The 19,687-nt window shown below is 71.5% G+C and carries 20 protein-coding genes and 1 riboswitch; of the genes, 9 read left to right on the top strand and 11 right to left on the bottom strand.

Annotated features, from left to right (window positions below; translation table 11 throughout):
• Nucleotides 1–104: 104 nt before the first annotated feature.
• The gene (locus OHS59_RS37590; RefSeq protein ID WP_328497788.1) at nt 105–2,333 is read left to right on the top strand and encodes a helix-turn-helix transcriptional regulator; all 2,229 of its coding nucleotides are present in this window, start codon (nt 105–107) and stop codon (nt 2,331–2,333) included.
• Nucleotides 2,334–2,511: 178 nt separating this feature from the next.
• Here the strand turns inward: OHS59_RS37590 and bioD are convergent, their stop codons facing one another.
• Genes bioD through bioB form a run of 3 tightly spaced genes read right to left on the bottom strand, consistent with a single transcriptional unit; the run spans nt 2,512 to nt 5,748 of the window.
• Entirely contained in the window at nt 2,512–3,231 is a 720-nt protein-coding gene (gene bioD / locus OHS59_RS37595; RefSeq protein WP_328497789.1) for a dethiobiotin synthase, read from the bottom strand.
• 8 nt (nt 3,232–3,239) lie between these two features.
• A complete protein-coding gene (locus OHS59_RS37600) occupies nt 3,240–4,535 on the bottom strand; it encodes an adenosylmethionine--8-amino-7-oxononanoate transaminase (RefSeq protein ID WP_328497790.1) in 1,296 nt (431 codons plus the stop codon).
• Nucleotides 4,528–5,748, bottom strand: coding sequence for a biotin synthase BioB (gene bioB / locus OHS59_RS37605; RefSeq protein ID WP_328497791.1), 1,221 nt, complete (start codon nt 5,746–5,748; stop codon nt 4,528–4,530). The genes OHS59_RS37600 and bioB overlap by 8 nt, the downstream gene beginning before the upstream one ends.
• 245 nt (nt 5,749–5,993) lie before the next feature.
• On the opposite strand from bioB, the gene OHS59_RS37610 reads away from it, so the two are divergent.
• On the top strand, nt 5,994–7,157 hold the full coding sequence (locus OHS59_RS37610; protein WP_328497792.1) for an 8-amino-7-oxononanoate synthase: 1,164 nt from the start codon (nt 5,994–5,996) through the stop codon (nt 7,155–7,157).
• Here the strand turns inward: OHS59_RS37610 and OHS59_RS37615 are convergent.
• Nucleotides 7,138–7,362: a DUF397 domain-containing protein gene (locus OHS59_RS37615; RefSeq protein WP_328497793.1), complete on the bottom strand. Its 225-nt coding sequence runs from the start codon at nt 7,360–7,362 to the stop codon at nt 7,138–7,140. The two genes, OHS59_RS37610 and OHS59_RS37615, sit on opposite strands and share 20 nt — an antisense overlap.
• Nucleotides 7,363–7,371: 9 nt before the next feature.
• A complete protein-coding gene (locus OHS59_RS37620; protein WP_328497794.1) occupies nt 7,372–8,229 on the bottom strand; it encodes a helix-turn-helix domain-containing protein in 858 nt (285 codons plus the stop codon).
• 260 nt (nt 8,230–8,489) lie between these two features.
• On the opposite strand from OHS59_RS37620, the gene OHS59_RS37625 reads away from it, so the two are divergent.
• Nucleotides 8,490–8,933 (top strand): ATP-binding protein, encoded by a 444-nt coding sequence (locus OHS59_RS37625; protein ID WP_328497795.1) that lies wholly within the window; start codon nt 8,490–8,492, stop codon nt 8,931–8,933.
• 12 nt (nt 8,934–8,945) lie between these two features.
• Here OHS59_RS37625 and OHS59_RS37630 read toward each other — a convergent pair whose 3' ends face one another.
• The 5 genes from OHS59_RS37630 to OHS59_RS37650 all read right to left on the bottom strand — a co-directional run bounded on the left by OHS59_RS37630 (nt 8,946) and on the right by OHS59_RS37650 (nt 12,780).
• On the bottom strand, nt 8,946–9,455 hold the full coding sequence (locus OHS59_RS37630; protein WP_328497796.1) for a DUF6328 family protein: 510 nt from the start codon (nt 9,453–9,455) through the stop codon (nt 8,946–8,948).
• Nucleotides 9,456–9,555: 100 nt separating this feature from the next.
• Entirely contained in the window at nt 9,556–10,029 is a 474-nt protein-coding gene (locus tag OHS59_RS37635) for a C40 family peptidase (protein ID WP_328497797.1), read from the bottom strand.
• A gap of 3 nt (nt 10,030–10,032) precedes the next feature.
• Nucleotides 10,033–10,188: riboswitch (cyclic di-AMP (ydaO/yuaA leader) on the bottom strand.
• A 378-nt stretch (nt 10,189–10,566) separates the two neighbouring features.
• Nucleotides 10,567–10,875, bottom strand: a complete 309-nt coding sequence (locus OHS59_RS37640) for a hypothetical protein (protein WP_328497798.1) — start codon at nt 10,873–10,875, stop codon at nt 10,567–10,569.
• A gap of 7 nt (nt 10,876–10,882) precedes the next feature.
• The gene (locus tag OHS59_RS37645) at nt 10,883–11,530 is read right to left on the bottom strand and encodes an ATP-dependent Clp protease proteolytic subunit (RefSeq protein ID WP_328497799.1); all 648 of its coding nucleotides are present in this window, start codon (nt 11,528–11,530) and stop codon (nt 10,883–10,885) included.
• A gap of 314 nt (nt 11,531–11,844) precedes the next feature.
• Nucleotides 11,845–12,780 carry a hypothetical protein gene (locus OHS59_RS37650; RefSeq protein WP_328497800.1) on the bottom strand — a complete coding sequence of 312 codons (936 nt, stop codon included), beginning with the start codon at nt 12,778–12,780 and terminating at the stop codon, nt 11,845–11,847.
• Between the two features lie 805 nt (nt 12,781–13,585).
• Here OHS59_RS37650 and OHS59_RS37655 point away from each other — a divergent pair.
• Nucleotides 13,586–13,882, top strand: coding sequence for a type II toxin-antitoxin system Phd/YefM family antitoxin (locus tag OHS59_RS37655; RefSeq protein WP_328497801.1), 297 nt, complete (start codon nt 13,586–13,588; stop codon nt 13,880–13,882).
• A 350-nt stretch (nt 13,883–14,232) separates the two neighbouring features.
• Here the strand turns inward: OHS59_RS37655 and OHS59_RS37660 are convergent, their stop codons facing one another.
• A complete protein-coding gene (locus OHS59_RS37660) occupies nt 14,233–15,279 on the bottom strand; it encodes an ABC transporter permease (protein ID WP_328497802.1) in 1,047 nt (348 codons plus the stop codon).
• A 169-nt stretch (nt 15,280–15,448) separates the two neighbouring features.
• Between OHS59_RS37660 and OHS59_RS37665 the strand changes: the two genes are divergently transcribed.
• From OHS59_RS37665 to OHS59_RS37685, 5 genes are all read left to right on the top strand, one after another.
• The gene (locus OHS59_RS37665; protein ID WP_328497803.1) at nt 15,449–16,108 is read left to right on the top strand and encodes a TetR/AcrR family transcriptional regulator; all 660 of its coding nucleotides are present in this window, start codon (nt 15,449–15,451) and stop codon (nt 16,106–16,108) included.
• A 399-nt stretch (nt 16,109–16,507) separates the two neighbouring features.
• The gene (locus tag OHS59_RS37670; RefSeq protein WP_107018782.1) at nt 16,508–16,810 is read left to right on the top strand and encodes an urease subunit gamma; all 303 of its coding nucleotides are present in this window, start codon (nt 16,508–16,510) and stop codon (nt 16,808–16,810) included.
• A gap of 16 nt (nt 16,811–16,826) precedes the next feature.
• The gene (locus tag OHS59_RS37675) at nt 16,827–17,138 is read left to right on the top strand and encodes an urease subunit beta (protein ID WP_265648811.1); all 312 of its coding nucleotides are present in this window, start codon (nt 16,827–16,829) and stop codon (nt 17,136–17,138) included.
• Nucleotides 17,131–18,852: an urease subunit alpha gene (locus tag OHS59_RS37680; protein WP_328497804.1), complete on the top strand. Its 1,722-nt coding sequence runs from the start codon at nt 17,131–17,133 to the stop codon at nt 18,850–18,852. Before OHS59_RS37675 ends, OHS59_RS37680 begins: the two co-directional genes overlap by 8 nt.
• A 67-nt stretch (nt 18,853–18,919) precedes the next feature.
• Nucleotides 18,920–19,594: an urease accessory protein UreF gene (locus OHS59_RS37685; RefSeq protein ID WP_328497805.1), complete on the top strand. Its 675-nt coding sequence runs from the start codon at nt 18,920–18,922 to the stop codon at nt 19,592–19,594.
• Nucleotides 19,595–19,687 lie beyond the last annotated feature (93 nt).

Below are 19,687 nucleotides of genomic sequence, written 5' to 3' on the forward strand. Positions count from 1 at the left end.
GAACTCGCCGGTCTTTACGCACCAATTAACTCGCCAGTAACGTGAGCGCTGTGGTGACCTCGGTGAACCCCCCGCCTCTCCCGCACCATTCGCCACCGCCCCTCATGAACGCCCCGGAACAACCGGGCAACGCCTCGCGGCCCCCCACGCGAACGCCGTTGTCCGAGGGCGTTCGGGTCAGGGTGCTGTGCGCCGCGCACGGTGATCCGCTCGCCGCCGCGGAGCTCGCGGACGCCCTCGGCGAGCGCCAACGGGCCGGTCTCGAACCGCTCCCGGCCGACCCCGTCGGTGCGGTGCCCGGCCTTCTGCGGTCCCGTCGGCCCGAGTTGCGCTCGCTCGCCCCGGACACCCGGCGCCTGCTGCTGATCGCCGCCGCCGACCAGCACCCGATCGCCACGCACGCCTACCAACGGGCGGTGACCGCGGCCCGCCTGGACACCGGCCTCCTCGACGACGCCGAAGCGGCCGGGCTCGCCCGCGCGACCTCAGCCGGCGTCGTGTTCCGGGACCCCTGGACCCGTATCGCCGCCTACGAGACGGCGTCCGCGGTCGACCGGCGCGAGACGCACCGCCTCCTCGCCCGGGTCCTGCGCGGCGAGGGCGAGGCACCCCGCCGGTCCTGGCACCGCGCCGCCGCGGCACTCGGCCCCAGCCGGCGCCTCGCGGCGGAACTGCGCGCCTCGGCCCACGAGGCACGCGTCGCCGGTGAACACGCCCTGGCCTGCGGGCTCCTGGAACGGGCGGCGGCCCTGACCCCGGACCCGCGCGAACGCCCGCGCCTGCTGGCCAGGGCCGCCGCCGACGCCTGGCGTTCCGGGGACGGCGACCGGGCCCGCCGCCTGGCCGCCCACGGGGATGTCGACGGGCTCGGCGGACTGCTCGCTCTACGCGCGGGGAACGCCACGGAAGCCTTCGACGCGCTGATCGAAGCCGCGGGCGGAACCCGGGTAGTCCTGATCGAGGGCGCGGGCGGAACCCGGGGGGCCCTGGCCGAGGGCGCGGGCGGAACCCGGGGCGGGCGCCCGGTGGGTTCCGGCACCGCCGCGCACCTGGTGGCACGTGCCACCGAAGCCGCCATCTACACCGGCGACCTGCGCCGCTGCCGGGAGGCCGCCGCCGTCGCCGCCCGGCTCGGCATCGCGGGTCCCGGCACGCTCGGGGGACTGACCGCGGCGTTCGAGGGGCGGTACGAGGACGCCCGCGACCTGCTGAGAGCGGCAGCCGGTCGCTGCGGACCGGGCGGCGACCCCACTTCCCTCATCCACTCCTCCATCGCGGCGCTGCTGCTCGGCGACCACACCCGCGCCGCGTCCGCGGCCGTCCGGGCCGCCGCTTCGGCCCGTGCCGTGGGCGAGCCCGCGACCGTTCCGCAGGCCATGGAGTTCCAGGCGTACGCCGAGTTCTGGACGGGCCGCCCGCGATCCGCCGGGGCCGCCGCGCTGGAGGCACTGCGGCAGGCGTACGCCACCGGGCAGGACAACGGGGCCTGCCATCTCCAGGCGGCCCTCGCCATGTTCGCGGCCGTCACCGGGGACGAGGAACTGTGCAGGGCGCGCGCCGCGTTGGCCCGCGCACACGCCCTGGAGCACGGCCTCGGGCTCCCCGCCGCGCTCGCCCTGTGGGCGCTCGCCTTCCTCGACCTCAGCATGGGCCGTTACGCGGCGTCCGCGTCCCGGCTGCGCGCGCTCGCCGGATTCGGTCCCGGGCACGGGCACCGGGCCGTCCGCCACCTCGCCACCCCGCACTACGTGGAAGCCGCCGTCCGTACCGGCGACACCCGGGTCGCGCGCAGGGCCCACGCCGACTACGACCGGTGGGCTCGCGTTGTGCGCAGCGCGGACGACCTGGCGCTGAGCGCCCGCTGCCGGGGCCTGCTGGCCACCGGGCACGAGGCCGCCGACCACTACCGGACGGCCCTCGACCTCCACGCGGGCGGCACCCGGGACTTCGAACGTGCCCGTACGGAGCTGCTGTTCGGCGGGGCCCTGCGCAGGCTGCGCAATCGCACGGAGGCGCGGGACCGGCTGCACAGCGCGCTTGAGGCCTTCGAGTACTTCGGGTCGCCGCACTGTGCGGCCGAGGCTCGGGCGGAGCTCCGGGCGCTGGGGGAGCCGGCGCGGGCGCAGGCTGCTGCGCGGAGCATGGCCGGGCTGTTGACCGCGCAGCAGCTCACGGTGGCGAGGATGGCCGCCGAGGGGGCGACCAATCGGGAGATCGCGGCCCGGCTGCTGCTCAGTCCGCGGACCATCGACCATCACCTGAGGGGTGTCTTCAACCGCCTCGGCATACGATCCCGGATCGAACTGGTCAGACTCCTGGCAGCGGAGGAGTGAAAGTGCCCCAGCCGGGAGGTCGTCCGTCATCTGCGCCCAGATGGGGGCCGATCGCGCCGTTCCCCGCGCCCCCAAACAGGGGTGCGTGGAACGGCGCAGTCTTCTGGGGGCGCGGGGAACGGCGCGATCGGCCACACTCGACCCGCGACTCACCACCGGCCCGAGCCACCCCCCCTGTTCAGAAGCGCTGGCACTCGGCCGTGAACGCCTCCACATCCCAGCTCCCCCCGAGCCCCGGCGCAAGCCAACCCCCCGCCCCGCTCCGGAAACTCGCAGGCGAGAGCCGCCCCACACCCCCGGGCAGAGCCCCCAACAACGGCACCCCCGCCACCACCGGAAGATCCACCACATTGCAACGCGCCGCCAGATCCGGCTCGTCGGGCCAGCTGCCGATGACGACGCCGAGCAGTTCGAGCTGTCGAAAACGCAGCTCGCGAGCAGTCAGCTCCGTCGTGTTCAGCGTCCCGAGCCCGGCGGAGGCCACCACCACCACAGGAGCCCCCAACAACCGCGCCGCGTCCGCGAGCGTGCCGCCCTCGTCGTCGAACCGCACGAGCAGCCCGCCCGCCCCCTCCACCAGCACGAGGTCGTGATCGGCGGCCAACTTGCCCGCGGCCTCGGCCACCTCCGCGGGCCCCACCGGCGCGAGACCGGCCCGCCGGGCAGCCGTGGCGGGGGCCAACGGCTCGGGATAGCGGGCGAGTTCGACGGCCGTGACCGCCCCGGCGAGCCGTACCACCTCGTCGGCGTCCCCGGCCTCACCCGGCAGCACACCCGTCTGCGCGGGCTTGAGCACGGCCACCGACCGCCCGGCCGCGACGGCCGCCGCGGCCACGGCGGCCGTAGTGACGGTCTTGCCGACCTCCGTGCCCGTCCCCGTGATCACCAGTACCGTCATGTCAGCCCTCAACCCTCCCGCGCCGCCGCGCACACGGCCGCCGTGATCCGTGCCAGATCGGCGTCACCGGTGACGTACGGCGGCATCGTGTAGACGAGGTCCCGGAACGGCCGCAGCCACACGCCTTCGCGCACCGCCGCCCGGGTCGCCGCCGCCATGTCGATCTCGTGGTCCAACTGCACCACCCCGATGGCACCGAGGACGCGTACGTCCCGGACCCCGGGCAGTTCCGCCGCCGGCGCCAAACCGTCCCGCAGACCCGTCTCGATGCGCTTGACCTCGGTCTGCCAGTCCTGGCCGAGGAGAAGGTCGATCGAGGCGCAGGCCACGGCGGCGGCGAGGGGATTGCCCATGAACGTCGGGCCGTGGGCGAGAACCGGTACCTCGCCCCGCGAGATCCCGTCAGCCACCCGCGAGGTGCACAGCGTCGCCGCCATCGTCAGATATCCGCCGGTCAGCGCCTTGCCGACGCACATCACATCCGGGGTCACCCCCGCGTGCCCAGCCGCGAACAGCGCCCCCGTACGCCCGAAGCCCGTCGCGATCTCGTCGAACACGAGCAGTACGTCGTGCGCGTCGCACGCCTCGCGCAGCACCCGCAGATACGCGGGGGAGTGGAACCGCATCCCGCCCGCGCCCTGCACCACCGGCTCCACGATCACCGCGGCCAGTTCGTCCGCGTGCCGCTCGATCAGCGTCCGCAGATGCTCGGCGTACGCCTCCTCGTACGCGACCGGTGGCGCGTCGGCGAAGACCTGGCGCTGGAGCACGCCCTGCCACAGCTCGTGCATCCCGCCCTCGGGGTCGCACACCGACATCGGTTGCCAGGTGTCGCCGTGATAGCCGCCGCGCCAGGTCAGCAGGCGCTGCTTGCCGGGTCGGCCGAGCGAACGCCAGTGCTGGAGGCACATCTTGACGGCGACCTCGACGGACACCGAGCCCGAGTCGGCCAGGAAGACATGCTCAAGCCCTTCGGGTGACATGTCGACAAGACGCTTCGCCAGTCGTACGGCGGGCTCGTGCGTGAGCCCGCCGAACATCACATGGCTCATCCGGCCGAGCTGGTCGCGGGCCGCCTCGTTGAGCGCCGGGTGGTTGTAGCCGTGGATCGCCGACCACCAGGACGACATGCCGTCGATCAGCTCGTCGCCGCCGCCGGCCAGTCGCAGCCGCACCCCGCTCGCCGACTCCACGACGAGCGGTTCCTGCCGGCCGGGCATCGGCCCGTACGGATGCCAGACGTGCCGCCGGTCCAGTTCGAGCAGCTCACGCACGGCCCTGTCGGGCGGGGACAGATCAGGCATTGGGCGCGAGATCCGTTCCGGCGCCCCGACGGCGTACCGAGACCAGGTCCGTACGCGCCGCGGAGACCGGTTCCTTCGAGACCGGTTCCTTCGGGGCCTGGGCCTGCTCCTGGCCCGCCGAGCCGCAGCCGCCGCCCCCGTGCGAGCCGCACCCCGCGTCACTGGCCGCGTCCGCGTGCGAGCCGCATCCCGGTCCCGCGTGCGCGGCGACGCGGTGCTCCGGGAGCGTCACCTCGCCCGTGCCCTCCACCTCGAACCCGGCGTCCGTGATCATGTCCAGGTCGGCCTTGCCCGCCTGGCCCTCGCTGGTGAGGTAGTCGCCGAGGAAGATCGAGTTGGCGAGGTGCAGGGCGAGGGGCTGCATCGTACGGAGATGGACCTCGCGGCCGCCCGCGATGCGCACCTCGACGTCCGGGCAGACGAACCGGACCATCGCGAGGATGCGCAGACACCGCTGCGGGGTGAGGTTCCACTCCTTGGCGAGCGGGGTGCCCTCGAACGGGATCAGGAAGTTCACCGGGACCGAGTCGGGGTCGAGCGCCCGCAGCGCGTAGACGACGTCGACCAGGTCCTCGTCGCTCTCGCCCATGCCCGCGATCAGACCGGAACAGGCGGACAGACCCGCCGCGTGCGCCTTCTGGACCGTGTCCACCCGGTCGGCGTACGTGTGGGTGGTCGTGATGTCCCCGTACGTCCCCTCGGACGTGTTGAGGTTGTGGTTGTAGGCGTCGGCCCCCGCCTCGCGCAGCCGCTCGGCCTGGCCGTCCGAGAGGAGCCCGAGGCAGGCGCACACCTCGACGCCCTCGTTCTGGTCCTTGATCGCCTTGATGGTGTCCGAGACCCGGTCGACGTCACGGTCCGTCGGGCCGCGCCCGCTCGCCACCAGGCACACCCGCTTGGCGCCGCCCGCGAGCCCGGCCGCCGCGGCCTCGGAGGCCTGGTCGGGCTTCAGCCAGGTGTACTTGAGGATCTCGGCCTTCGAGCCGAGCCGCTGCGAGCAGTACGAGCAGTCCTCGGGGCACAGGCCCGACTTCAGGTTGACGAGGTAGTTGAGTTTCACCCGTCGGCCGAACCACTGGCGGCGTACCTTGCCGGCCGCGGCCACCACATCGAGGAGTTCGTCGTCGGAGGTGGCCAGCACGGCCAGTGCCTCTTCGCGGGTCGGCAGCTCGCGCCGAAGCCCCTTGTCCAGCAGCGTGTTCAGCAGGTCCATGAGGTCCGATCCTGGCCTATCCGACCGCGCCGGGCCAAGGAGGGACCGGACAACAGAGACGGTTCGACGTGTGGGTATTGCCACATCATGGGCGGCTGGTGGTCCGGCTAGGGTCTGTGCGTTGCCTACAAAAGGCATCTGTGCGTTGCCTGCACAAGGCAGTGGGGACGGCCGGGCGGAAAGTCGTGTGTCGGGGCCCCATGGGACACCCTCACCCACACCCCGCATCATGGCCCGGAGGACACATGGCCCGATCGCCGTTCGAGTGGATCGACGAGCAGGCGCGGGCACGCCGCCGGGCCGGACTCGTCCGTACCCTGCGGCCGCGCCCCGCCGACTCCGCGCTCCTCGACCTCGCCGGGAACGATTATCTGGGCCTGGCCCGGCACCCCGAGGTCACGGAGGGCGCCGCGCGCGCCGCCCGTGCCTGGGGCGGCGGCGCCACCGGCTCCCGGCTCGTCAGCGGCACCACGGAACTGCACGCCGAGCTCGAAGCCGAGCTGGCCGAGTTCTGCGGCTTCGAGTCCGCGCTCGTCTTCTCCTCGGGGTACGCGGCCAACCTCGCCGCCGTCACCGCGCTGGCGCCGCACGGCTCGCTCATCGTCTCCGACGCGGGCAACCACGCCTCGCTGATCGACGGCTGCCGTCTCGCGCGGGGCACCACTCAGGTCGTCGCCCACGCCGACCCCGACGCCGTCCGCAAGGCGCTGGACACGCGCACCGGGCCCGCGCTCGTCGTCTCCGACACGGTCTTCTCGGTGGACGGCGACGCGGCACCCCTGTCCGCGCTGGCCGCCGCCTGCCGGGAATCCGGCGAACCCGGTGACTCCGGCAGACCCGGCGCTGCGCTGCTCCTGGACGACGCCCACGGTCTGGGCGTCCTCGGCGACGGCGGGCAGGGCGCCGCGTGGGCGGCCGGACTCGCGGGCGCGCCCGACGTCGTCACCACCGTCACCCTCTCGAAGTCGCTCGGCAGCCAGGGCGGTGCCGTCCTCGGACCGGCCCACGTCATCGACCATCTGGTGAACGCGGCCCGCACCTTCATCTTCGACACGGGTCTGGCCCCCGCGTCGGTGGGCGCGGCCCTCGCGGCCCTGCGTCTGCTGCGCAGGGAGCCGCAACGGGCCACGCGCGCGCGTGCGGTGGCCACAGCGCTGTACGAGCGGCTGACGGCCGCGGGTCTCGAAGCCGTACGGCCCGACGCCGCGGTGGTCTCCGTGCGGGCCTCTTCCCCGGAGCGGGCGCTGCGCTGGGCCGCGGACTGCCGGGAGGCGGGTCTGGCCGTCGGCTGCTTCCGTCCCCCGTCGGTACCGGACGGGATCTCACGGCTGCGGCTCACGGCCCGCGCGGATCTCACGGACGGGCAGCTCGGCCGGGCCGTCGGCGTGATCATCGAAGCGAGCCGATAAAGCCTTCCCAGGCCGCGGCGGCGAAGACAAGAGCGGGCCCCGAGGCGTTCTTGGAGTCGCGTACCGCGAGCAGTCCGGCCCACGGGCCGGAGTCCGGCCGGGCCGTCTCGACGCAGTTGTTCATTCCCGTGCTGCGGCTGCTGCGCTGCCACCGCACGCCGTGCAGAAGGGTGCTGGAAGGTACGTACCGAGGCGTGGCGGGCATGGTGCCTCCTTATGCGCCGTCAGCTACACCGGCGATGAAATCCAACGTGTCCGCGGGCGAAAGGGCCTGGCCCTGAAGGGAGTTGAAGGCCTCTTCGTACGACTGGAGGTCTTCTCTCTGTTCGAGATAGAGGCTACTCGTCAAGTGGTCGAGAACAACCACGTCCAGATCAGATCTGTTCGTAAACGAAAAAATAACAAAGGGCCCGGTGACGCCGACGTGAGCCCCAACTCCGAAGGGAAGCACCTGAATCCGCACGTGAGGGAGTTGCGCGGCCTCCCGCAGCCGGTCCAACTGCCGTGCCATGACCTCCGGCCCGCCGACGGTCCGCCGCAGCACCGCCTCGTCCAGAACGGCACTAAGTCGGAGCGGTTTGTTCGAACGCAGCACCTCCTGGCGCGCGAGGCGCACTTCCACCAGCGCGTCCACTTTTCCGTCGTGCGCCCCGTCCACCGCGGCCCGCGTCACCTCGCGGGCGTACTCCGGCGTCTGCAGAAGGCCCGGCACCACGGAGTTCTCCAGCGTCCGCATGGACCCCGCCTGCGCCTCAAGACTGATGAAATCGCTGTACGTCGACGGCAGCAGGCCGCGGTAGGCGTGCCACCAGTGGTGCCGGCCGTCGTTGTCCGAGCCCGCCAGCACGACGAGCAACTCGTGCAGCTCAGGGTCCCGGACGTCGTACGCGTCCAGGAGCAGCCGTACGTCCGTGGGCTTGACCCCGCTGCGGCCGGTCTCGATCCGGCTGACCTTCGACTGGTGCCAGCCCACGAGGCGGGCCGCCTCGCCGCTCGTGAGGCCCGCGAGGGCACGCAGGGCACGAAGTTCGGCGCCGAGTTTACGTCGGCGCACCGCGGGGCCGTACTGCATGGCCGTCTCCTTCCGACCGTCGCGCGGACGCTATGGCGTCCGGCGTCACGCCGACGGTAGAGGACAAACCGGTTGCCCGCCCAAATACGGTCGACCGTTGCAGAGTTCACCGCTTCGAGCGACAGATATATGCATATCTTGGTGGATCGGCACCACGAACGCCGAGGTAGTGGCACTCTGGCGCAAGCACCAGTCCGGTACCGACTCGAAGTCATCCGCTTCGGTCGGACTCCGGTCCCGTGGGAAAGGGACGACGTCGCATGGCAGATCACCAGGAAGCATCCGTCACTCTGCCGAGCGATCCCGCCTCGGTCTCCGCCGCCCGGACGTATGTCACCGACGTCCTGGCCGAATGGGGACTGCCGTCCGACTCGGAGGCGGCCGACACGGTGCGGCTCATCGTCTCAGAACTCGCGACGAACGCCGTACAGCACACGTTCGGGCTGTCACCCACCTTCACGGTGGACATCGTGCTCGACCGCGACGAGCAACTGCGCATCGGAGTGACCGACAGCCACCCGCGCTTTCCGAAGCGGCTGCCCGCCGCAGTCCAGCAGGACAACGGCCGCGGCATGGTGATCATCCGCTGGCTGACCGCGGAGTCCGGCGGCAAGCTCACGGTCCGGCCCACCAGAGAGGGCGGGAAGACCGTGTCGATCATGCTGCCCTGGACGGTACCGGTGGAGCCGGTTCCGGCCGACTGAGCTCCGCGCGGGCTACTCGTCCCGCGCGCTCTTGTCGGAGGTCTTGTCGGCGGCCCGTTTCACCAGGTAGGGCAGGACCTCCCACAGCCCGACGCACAGGAGCAGGGTGGTCGCCCCGGCCACGATCCCCTCGGTCCGGTCCACCGCCACGTCCACGACGAGCAGCACGGAACCGGCGAGAGCCAGCCCGAGCACGGCCAGGCCGAGCTGTGCGAGCCGGGACGAGGCATTCACCACCTGGGGCTTGGCGCCCTGCTGGAACAGCCGGCGGTGCAGTGCCGCAGGGGCCGTGAAGAGCGCGGCCGCCAGGACCGAGAGCAGCAGGGTGACGACGTACGTGGTCCGCTGCACGGTGTCGAGGGACGGGAACCGCGGGGTGAAGGCGAGGGTCAGCAGGAAGGCGAAGAGGATCTGGACGCCGGTCTGGGTGACCCGCAGCTCCTGGAGGAGCTCGTTGAAGTTCCGGTCGGCGCGTTCGAGCCGGGTCTCGTCGCGCTCCTCGTGGTGGTGCGGTTCGGCCATGGTCGAACGAGTAACCATTCGGCCGCCGAATTCACGCATCACACGCCCGGGGACCGCACGGGACGGCCGCGGCGCTCGCCGCGGCCGTCCCGCGGGCAGATCACCTGACCCGGCCGTACCAGACGCTCTTCGTCCAGATCTTCTGGAGCTTCACCACGTCCCCGGTCTTCGGGGAGTGCCAGATCCGTCCCTTCCCGGCGTAGATGCCCACGTGGTAGACGTTCCGGCCCGAGTGGAAGAAGACCAGGTCCCCCTGCTTGCGCTTAGAGGAGGAGACGTGGTTCGTCTTGTTGTACTGGGCCGCGGCCGTGCGGGGCAGGTTCTTGCCCGCCTTCTTGAACGAGTAGAGCGTGAGGCCGGAGCAGTCGAAGCGCTTGGGCCCCGCGGCCCCGTACTTGTACGGGGCACCCTTCTTGGAGGCCGCCACTTTGAGTGCCTTCGTCGCGGGAGTGGCCGCTTCCGCGTCGGACGCGAAGCCAGGGGCCACTATGCCGCCGCCTACGGCGGCGATGGTGAGGACCGATGCGGTACCGGCCCTGCTGAACAGCGACGGGACACGATTGAGCGCAGTCATGCGCAACCCTTCGTCAGCCGCCTGTGAAGGATGACCTGTCGGATTCGGGCTGGCGAAGTTGCCCGGCCGCTGCTGCGGCTTCACCCCAAGGGCCACTCGGATCTCTCCGGCGGCCCGTCGTGCCTGGGTCCTCCACTCCTGCCGATGCACTTCTGTCGACCGGTCATCCGGGCAGCGGCAGGACTCGGCGTCCGCCCGGACCGCCCCGCCGCTTCTGGCGGGGGCTTGTCGTCGGAGGGATCTTGACGCACTGATGTCCCAAAAGCCGAGCGGAATCGGCGATTTGTGGGCTTACTCACCACTCACCCGTTCGGGTGGACAGCCCTTTCTACGGCTGGGCGTCGAGAGCCGCAAGGACCCCCGCACCAGCACCGGAATGGTTGATTCCGCCCCGGAGGTACGCGCGTTGCGCAACTCCCAGGGGCTTGTGAAGGCAGCCCCGAATACGCCGATCGGGGGTACGCCTTCTGGTCCGTTTCAACCCTGGCGCGGACGTCTCGTCAAGTGCCTGCGTGACGCCCGGCCGAGGGGGGTACGTCAGGTGTCGGAGCCGGGCGGCAGAGCGACCCGGCCCGCCCGGCGCTCACCGTCAAGGACGCGCAGAGCCCGCGCGAGGGTTCCCGCGTGCACCTCGTGCTCGCCCCGCTGGTGCATCAGGGCCAGGGCGTCGCGCAGCGCGGTGGCCCGGCCTACCAGCGCCTGGGCCGCGCGCAGCCCCCCGTAGGTGTCGCCGGAGTGCGCCGGGTTGATCCGGCCGAGCAGGTCGACCACCTCCAGATAGCGGTCGATCAGCTCGGCCTCGGCCCGCGTCAGGGCCGGCAGCGGGGGCAACTCGGGTGGGAACATCGGCGGTTCACCTCGCGCCGGATGCGCCGAGGGCGGACTTGCGGCCGGGGACGATCCGGTCCACCAGCCCGTACTCCAGCGCCTCCCGGGCGTCGAAAATCTTGTCCCGCTCGATGTCCGCGCCGATCCGCTCCCGACTCTGTCCCGTGTGCCGGGCGAGCATCTCCTCCATCCGCGCGCGGGTGCGCAGCAGTTCGTCGGCCTGGATGGTCAGGTCGGACGCCTGTCCCCGGACCGGCTCGGACAGGAACGGCTGGTGGATCAGCACGCGGGCCCCCGGCAGCGCGTACCGCTTGCCCGGTGTGCCCGCCGCCAGCAGCACCGCCGCGGCCGACGCGGCCTGCCCCAGGCAGACGGTCTCCACCTCACAACCGACGAACCGGATCGTGTCGTAGACGGCCGCCATCGCGCTGAAGGAACCGCCGGGGGAGTTGATGTAGAGGGAGATGTCCCGGTCGGGTGCCTGGTACTCAAGGTGCATGAACTGCGCCATCACGTCGTTCGCGGACGTGTCGTCGATCGGCGTCCCGAGAAACACGATCCGCTCTTCGAGGAGCTTGGAGTACGGGTCCATGGTCCGCGTGCCCGAACTGGTGCGCTCGGTGAACTCGGGTAGGACGTGGCGGGCTGACGGTCGGTCGGACGGTCGGGTCATGGCGCGTGCCTCCTCCGGCAGAGGTTCTGTAAAAAATGTACAAGACGTACAAGACGTCATGTGGAGAGCATGCCCCAGGAGTTCGCCGGAAACAGCAGGTCGGAGGAGTTGTGTGCGTTCGCCAGGGGTGAAACGGTCCGCGGTGCCTCGTCGGAGTCGGGCCGTCAGGCGGCGCGGGCCGCGCGACGGCAAGAGTCACTGAGAGTCGGCGCACCGGCTCTCAGTGACGTGGTGTTCAGGGTGTTGCCGTCACACCCCGGGACGCACCGGGTGTCCTTGCGGAGGGACGACGCGGGGCCACCCGGTGCGGTGGGTCACGGCGTTCCGTCGGCTCCGTTCGCGCAGGGGCTGCCGCCGCCGAAGGTCCCGCCGGCACCGCCGGCACCGCCGGCACCGCCCTGGAAGAGGATGCCGCCGGTTGCGTTGCCACCGGCGCCGCCGATCCCGCAGGCGCCGTCGGCGCCGGCGCCCGACTTGGCACCGCCGTTGCCCCCGGCGCCGCCCTGGCCGCCGAAGTTGCTGATGCCTCCGGAACTCAGACCGCCGGCCCCGCCGATACCTGCGGCACCACCCGGGTAGGCGCCGCCCGAGCTGCCGTTTCCGCCGTTGCCGGCCTTGCCGCCCTTGCCTCCGTTGCCGAAGCCGTTGACGCCGCCGGCGCCGCCGTTGCCGCCCGCGCCACCACCGTGGCCGGTCCCGCCCTTGCCTCCGTTGCCGCCCGCACCGCCGGTGGATCCTCCGGCGCCGCCGAGGCCGCCGAGGCCACCCGCGCCGGCGTTGGCGCCGGAGCTGCCGCCGGCCCCGCCGATACCGCCCGCACCTCCTTGGGTGCCCACGCCGCCCGCTCCGCCCGCACCGCCGGCGCCGGTCAGGCCGCCGACAGCGCCGGTGCCGCCGTTACCGCCTGCGGCGCCGTTGGGGCCCGCGTTGCCGCCCAGAGCGCCCGCCCCGCCGGAACCGCTGCCCAGGCCGGCGCCACCGTTGCCGCCCTTACCGCCGACACCGCCCAGGACCCCGTTGCCGCCGGGGCCTCCCGCGCCACCGGCGCAGTCCCCGGTTCCCGTCGCGGCGCCACCCGCGGTGCCGGGGAAGCCGTTGGGATGACCGGCGTTGCCGTTGGCCCCCGCGACACCGGCGGTGCCCGCGGTACAGGCCGGCGCCGAGGCGCCGGCCGGAGCGCCGAGGAAGAGTACCGCGCTCGCAAAGAGAGCGGGGAGGGCGACGAGGACGGTGGTCTGTTTCCTGTTCATGACGGGGATTTCCTCTGGCTCAGGTGAAGCAGTCGTCCGTGCCGCTTGCCGTTGGACCGGCAGCGATTTCCGGACTATTTCCATAGGACTCGCAATTCTTCCTGTTTGTAATCGAATGGCGAGAGTGACCTTTATCGAGATTCACCCGGGAAGGCGGTCCTCCGTCTGCGGTACGCAAGCTCGCGTGACGTGAATGTTTGGGCGTTTTCCGCCAGTTCGATCACAAAGGGTCGGAATGGAGGCGCCATTCCTCGATTTTCTGGGATCATGGGCGCTGAGCTGCTGTTCCTGCTCGATTGTGGTGGCCGGAGGCCACTTCTGACCACCCGGCGCCCGGGGTCTGGGAGCGCGCCGGTACAGCGCCGGGGCGGATGGGGCCGGATGACGGAACTCCATTGCTTCTTATTGAGGCCTATTGCGTCGACCGCGTTCCTTTTCCCTGTTTGGCGAGCGTTGCCGAATCCCCGACATTTGCCACCACCCGCATTCGAACGGAAGTTGTCGCCCCCATGTATTTCTCATGGAGACCCGGTGGAAAACACCGGCCGTGGGTGGTCGGGGTGCGCGTAATGCGGAACTGCCACGAGTTCGACGATCGGGGCGGCGACGGACTCGCATTCGCTTCCGCGCGGCTTGGTCCGCGGCGATCGGTCGAGCGACCTGGGTGAGGGTCCATCGGGTCGCGCCGTCTCGCGCAGGTCTCATGGGCTGCGCGTCGGACGACCGGCTAGGAGCCTCTGACCTGCTGTTTCTCGTTTCTTCCTGGACCTCACGGACGTAACGGGCGCCACGTAAGCTGGGGAGCATGGCCTACGAGATTCCGGTGACGCAAGCCAGGGCTGAGCTCGCCGACCTGATCAACCGCGTGGTGTACGGCGCCGAGCGCGTCGTCGTGACGCGGCACGGAAAGCCCCTCGTCGCCCTGGTGTCCGCGGCTGACCTGGAGCGACTCGAAAAGCTCGATGCGGTGGGGGAGGAGCGGGTGATCAGCTCGGTCTCCGGCGTCCACGGGGTCGCTGCCGCTTCCGCCTCGGCCTCCGGTTCCGGGGAACGGCAGCGGTTCGGGATCGCGGCGGAGACGCGGGGGTCGGGGGCGACCTAGGGGTGGCTCGGCCACGTCGCCGGGTGCGGCCGCGTCGGGGCTGGTCGCGCAGTTCCCCGCGCCTCTGGGTGGGTGGGGGTCTGGGTGGGTGTGTTCGGTTCCTCGCAATCAAGGTCCGCGCGTCCCTGGGTGGGTGAGGGCTCCTCAGTTGTTGTTCGGCCCCCGGCCTGGGGTCACTGAACGGGCTGCCTTCGCTGTCGCTTACCCAGGGGCGCGGGGAACTGCGCGACCAGCCCCGCCCACCCGCCCCCGACGACCAAGCGCAGGCATGCAAAAAGGACCGTGCACCCCCGTCCGCTACTGCGGAGGTGCACGGTCGGTTCCGGGCGGGTGGACGACAGGGCCCGCGATCAGCCGGTGGGAGCAGGCGACCTACGCCGCTTCAGCGCGCTGCCCAGCAGAACCGCCCCCAGCCCCAGCGCGGCCCACCAGGCCAACGTCAACGCGGGCCCCGACGCCGCCGCCCCGTCGAAGAAGGACACCGAGCGCAGAAGCGAGGCCCCGGCCCCCGGCGGCAGCCACTGGCCGATCACACCGACCGGCGCGGGCAGCATCTCGGGCGCGGAACTCGCCCCGGAGAACGGGTTGCCGAGCATCATCAGCACGAACGCGCCGACCCCGATCCCCGGCGTGCCGATCAGGGCCGCGAGGCCCGCGACGGCAGCGCTCACGGCCAGCGTCGAGAGCGCCAGCGCGCCCGCCTCGGGCCACCAGCCCCCGGTGAAGGCCCCGAGCCAGTTGCCCGCGATGAAGGCGGCCACCGTACCGACCACCACGGCCGCGCCGATCAGCGCGGCGACCGCGCGCCGGCCGCGCAGGCCCAGCAGGGTCACCACGGCTCCCGCGGCGATACCGGCCAGCGTCATGGGCAGCACGCTCGACGTCAGGACCGCGCCGCGCGGGTCGTCCGGGGAGGCGGGTACGACGTCGACGGTCCTCACCGGGGTCTCACCGGCCTGTTGGGCCACGGCCAGCTGAAGCGACTGCGCCACGAGCGGGCCGGCCGCCGAAGCGGTGAGCAGCTTGGGTCCCTGTGCGGTGACGACGACCGCACCGTATACGGTCCGGTCCTCGATCGCGTCCCGGGCGGCGGCCTCGTCCGCGTAGCGGTGGATCTCGAAGGCACCCTCGTGGGCTTCGAGTTGCTTCTGCACCTTGGCGGTCGCGGTCGCCGGACCCGCCAACCCGAGCGGCAGATCGTGGGGAGCGGTACGGGCCGCGGGCCAGGCGAAGGCCCACAGGGCCAGGGCCGCCAGGACCGGGATCAGCAGCACGACGGCTGCGATGTTGCGGCGGTGCGACTGCGGTGACGGCTGCCGCGCCGGCGGTGGCGACGGCTCCTGGAGCGGTGCGGCTCCCGAGGTCGGCGTCGTGGGCGTAGCGGAGGCGGCGGACATGCTTCTTCCCTCGATTCGGATGGGGTGCGGACGGGGTTCGGATGTGGGCCCCGGCGGGGGCCGGATGCGCCTGGACTAAAAAGAAGGATCGTTCGTTTTAAGTTGTGGGGCCACTGTCTCGCCGGGTCCCGGACTTGTCAAGAAGGAATGTTCGTTTTAGCTTTTGAGCATGGCTCGCGTATCCCAGGAACACCTCGACGCCCGTCGCCGTCAGATCCTCGACGGCGCGGCCCGCTGCTTCGCCCGCAACGGGTTCCATGCCACGTCGATGCAGGACGTGCTGAAGGAGGTGAACCTCTCCGCGGGGGCCGTCTACCGCTACTTCAGCGGCAAGGACGAACTGATCGCGGCGATCGTCACCGAGGTCCTCGGTGGCATCCGCGGGGCCTTCGAGGACGCGGCCCGGCACTCACCGCCGCCGATGCCCGACGTGCTGGTGGGCCTCGTCCTGACCCAGGTGCTCGGGATGGGGGGCCAGGCGGGCAAGTACGGCCTGACCTGGGACGGAGAAGCGTCCTTCCCCCGGCTGATGGTCCAGGTCTGGACCGAGACGCTCCGCGACAGCGAGTTGTCGGCGGTGCTGCGTGAGGGGTTCGGCACGGTGCGCGATGCCTGGGTGAGGATCGTCGAGGGTTATCAGGAGGCGGGGCTGATGCGGGCGGACGTTCCTGCCGAGCATGTCGCCAGGACGCTGATCGCTGCGGCGCAGGGGTTTGCCGCGCAGCAGGCGCTGTTCGGGACCGCGCCTGCGGAGGTTTTGCAGGATGGGTTGCGGGCGCTGATGAGTATGGGGGCCGCTGTTCCTGCGGGGACGTCGGCTGCGGGTTGATCGTGGCTGGTTGCGCCGTCCCCCGCGCCCCTGAAGGATTGCGCCGTTCCCCGCGCCGCCAGACGGCTGCGCCGTTCCCCGCCTCCCAGAAGGTTGGGCCGCTCCCTGGGGCCCCAGGAGATTGTGGTGTTCCCCGTGACCCGGGAGGTCGCGCGCCTCGGGGGGGCGTCCCCGTTGCGACGTGGTTTCTCGCGTGGCGGTTAACGTGTTTGAAACTCTGCGCAACTAGCCTCCTCCACCATGTCACCAGGGGTTTTGGGGGCCGGGGCGTGCAGAGTCGCGCTTTCAGGTCTTCGCGTACCGCAGTCGCGTACCGCGGACACGGGAACGGGATCCGTCACGGTGGCTGCGGCAGCCGGACCCCGCACGGTCCGGAGCGAGGACTGTGAGGTGGACGCCGTGCAACTGACGCCGCACGAGCAGGAGAGGCTGCTCATCCATGTGGCCGCCGATGTGGCAGAGAAGCGCCGGGCCCGGGGGTTGAAGCTGAATCATCCCGAGTCCGTCGCACTGATCACCTCGCACATCCTCGAAGGGGCCAGGGACGGCCGTACGGTGGCCGAACTCATGGCCTCCGGACGCAAGATCCTCACCCGCGAGGACGTTATGGAGGGCATCCCCGAGATGATCCACGACGTGCAGGTCGAGGCGACCTTCCCCGACGGCACCAAGCTCGTCACCGTCCACGACCCGATCGTCTGACGGGGGAGGGACAGCCATGATTCCCGGAGAGATCCTGTTCGCCGACGGGCCGGTCGCCTTCAACGAAGGCCTCGCCGTCACCCGGCTCACCGTCCTCAACGCAGCCGACCGGCCCGTCCAGGTCGGCTCCCACTACCACTTCGCCGAGGCCAACCCCGGTCTCGACTTCGACCGCGCCGCCGCACACGGCAAGCGGCTCAACGTCGCCGCGGGCACCGCCGTGCGCTTCGAGCCCGGCATCCCGGTCGAGGTCGAACTCGTACCGATCGCCGGTGCCCGTGTCGTGCCGGGCCTGCGCGGCGAGACCGGAGGAGCCCTCGATGCCTGAGATCTCGCGTGCCGCGTACGCCGACCTGTTCGGCCCCACCACCGGCGACCGGATCCGGCTCGCCGACACCGATCTCCTGATCGAGATCGAGGAGGATCGTTCCGGCGGGCCCGGACTCGCCGGTGACGAGGCCGTGTTCGGCGGCGGCAAGGTCATCCGTGAGTCCATGGGGCAGGCGCGAGCGACGCGTGCCGAGGGCACCCCTGACACGGTCATCACGGGCGCGGTGATCGTCGACCACTGGGGGATCATCAAGGCCGACGTGGGGATCCGCGACGGGCGGATCACCGGCATCGGCAAGGCGGGCAACCCCGACACCATGGACGGGGTGCACCCGGACCTGGTGATCGGGCCGGAGACCGAGATCATCGCGGGCAACGGGCGCATTCTCACGGCCGGCGCCATCGACGCCCATGTGCACCTGATCTGCCCGCAGATCGCCGACGAGGCGCTCGCTTCCGGGATCACCACCCTCGTCGGCGGCGGTACCGGGCCCGCCGAGGGGTCCAAGGCCACCACCGTCACGCCCGGCCCCTGGCACCTGGCCCGGATGCTGGAGGCGATGGAGCAGTACCCGCTCAACTTCGGGCTCCTCGGCAAGGGCAACACCGTCTCCGAGGAGGCGATGCTCTCCCAGCTGCGCGGCGGCGCCCTCGGTCTCAAGCTCCACGAGGACTGGGGCTCCACGCCCGCCGTCATCGACGCCGCGCTCACCGTCGCGGACCGGACCGGCGCCCAGATCGCCATCCACACGGACACCCTCAACGAGGCCGGGTTCGTCGCCGACACGCTCGCCGCCATCGCGGGGCGCACGATCCACGCGTACCACACGGAGGGTGCGGGAGGCGGGCACGCGCCGGACATCATGACCGTGGTCTCCGAGGCGCACGTGCTGCCCAGTTCGACCAACCCGACCCGGCCCTACACCGTCAACACCGCCGAGGAACACCTCGACATGCTGATGGTCTGCCACCACCTCAACGCCGCGGTGCCGGAAGACCTGGCCTTCGCGGAGTCCCGGATCCGGCCCACCACCATCGGGGCCGAGGACATCCTGCACGACCTCGGCGCGATCTCGATCATCTCCTCCGACGCCCAGGCGATGGGGCGCGTCGGCGAGGTCATCATGCGCACCTGGCAGACCGCGCACGTCATGAAGCGGCGCCGGGGGGCGCTGCCGGGGGACGGGCGGGCGGACAACCATCGTGTACGTCGCTATGTCGCCAAGTACACGATCAACCCTGCCGTCGCTCAGGGTCTTGCCCGCGAGATCGGCTCCGTCGAGACGGGCAAGCTCGCCGACCTCGTGCTGTGGGAGCCCGCGTTCTTCGGGGTCAAGCCGCATCTCGTCGTCAAGGGCGGGCAGATCGCGTACGCGCAGATGGGCGACGCCAACGCGTCCATCCCGACTCCTCAACCGATCCTGCCCCGGCCCATGTTCGGGGCGATCGGGCGGGCGCCCGCGTCCAACTCCTTCAACTTCGTGGCGCCGATCGCGATCGAGGACGGGCTGCCGGAGCGGCTCGGGCTCGGGAAGCGGTTCGTGCCGATCGAGTCGACGCGCGGGGTGACCAAGGCGGACATGCGGGAGAACGACGCCCGGCCGCAGGTGCGGGTCGATCCCGACAGCTTCGCCGTCACGATCGACGGGGAGCTGGTGGAGGCCACGCCTGCGGCCGAACTGCCCATGGCCCAGCGGTATTTCCTGTTCTGAGGCCCGGCCCTGGCTGTCCCGGCCTCCCCTGCCGGCCCAACAACGACTTAGCGTTCTGAGGTTCGTCATGTCGCGTGCTGCGTTGCTCGTACTGGCCGACGGCCGGTTTCCCGCCGGAGGGCATGCCCACTCCGGCGGGGCCGAGGCGGCGGTCAAGGCGGGCCGGATCACCGGGGCGGCGGACCTGGAGGAGTTCTGCCGCGGGCGGCTGCACACCGCCGGGCTGGTGTCGGCCTCGCTCGCTGCGGCGGCAGCACTCGGTCTCGACTCGGTGGAACTCGACGGCGCCGCGGACGCCCGTACGCCCTCGCCCGCTCTGCGGGTTGCCGCACGCAAGCTCGGCCGACAGCTGATGCGGGCCGGTCGGGCGACCTGGCCGTCCGCCGAACTCGACGCGCTGGCAGGGCGGTTCCCCAAGGGCGCGCATCAGCCCGTGGTGCTCGGGGTGGTCGCACGGGCTGCCGGGCTCGGGCCTGAGGACGCCGCGTACTGCTCCCTGTACGAGTGTGTCAGTGGGCCGGCGAGCGCGGCGGTGCGGTTGTTGAGTCTTGATCCGTTCGATGCGACGGGGGTGTTGGCGCGGTTGGCTCCTGAGGTTGATCTCGTTGCGCATCGGGCGGTTGAGGGGGCTCGGTGTGCGGGTGAGGGTGGGGTGGGGGTGTTGCCTGCGGGGGGTGCTCCGCTGTTGGAGATCGGGGCGGAGGTGCATGCTGCCTGGGCTGTGCGGTTGTTTGCGTCCTAGGGGGTTCGCCCCCGCCGCCCCTACCCGTCCCGTACCTGGGGGCTGCGCCCCCAGACCCCCCATCGGCCTGGACGGCCTCGTCCTCAAACGCCG

Source organism: Streptomyces sp. NBC_00414 (assembly GCF_036038375.1).
In the GTDB taxonomy this organism is placed as follows: Bacteria; Actinomycetota; Actinomycetes; order Streptomycetales; family Streptomycetaceae; genus Streptomyces.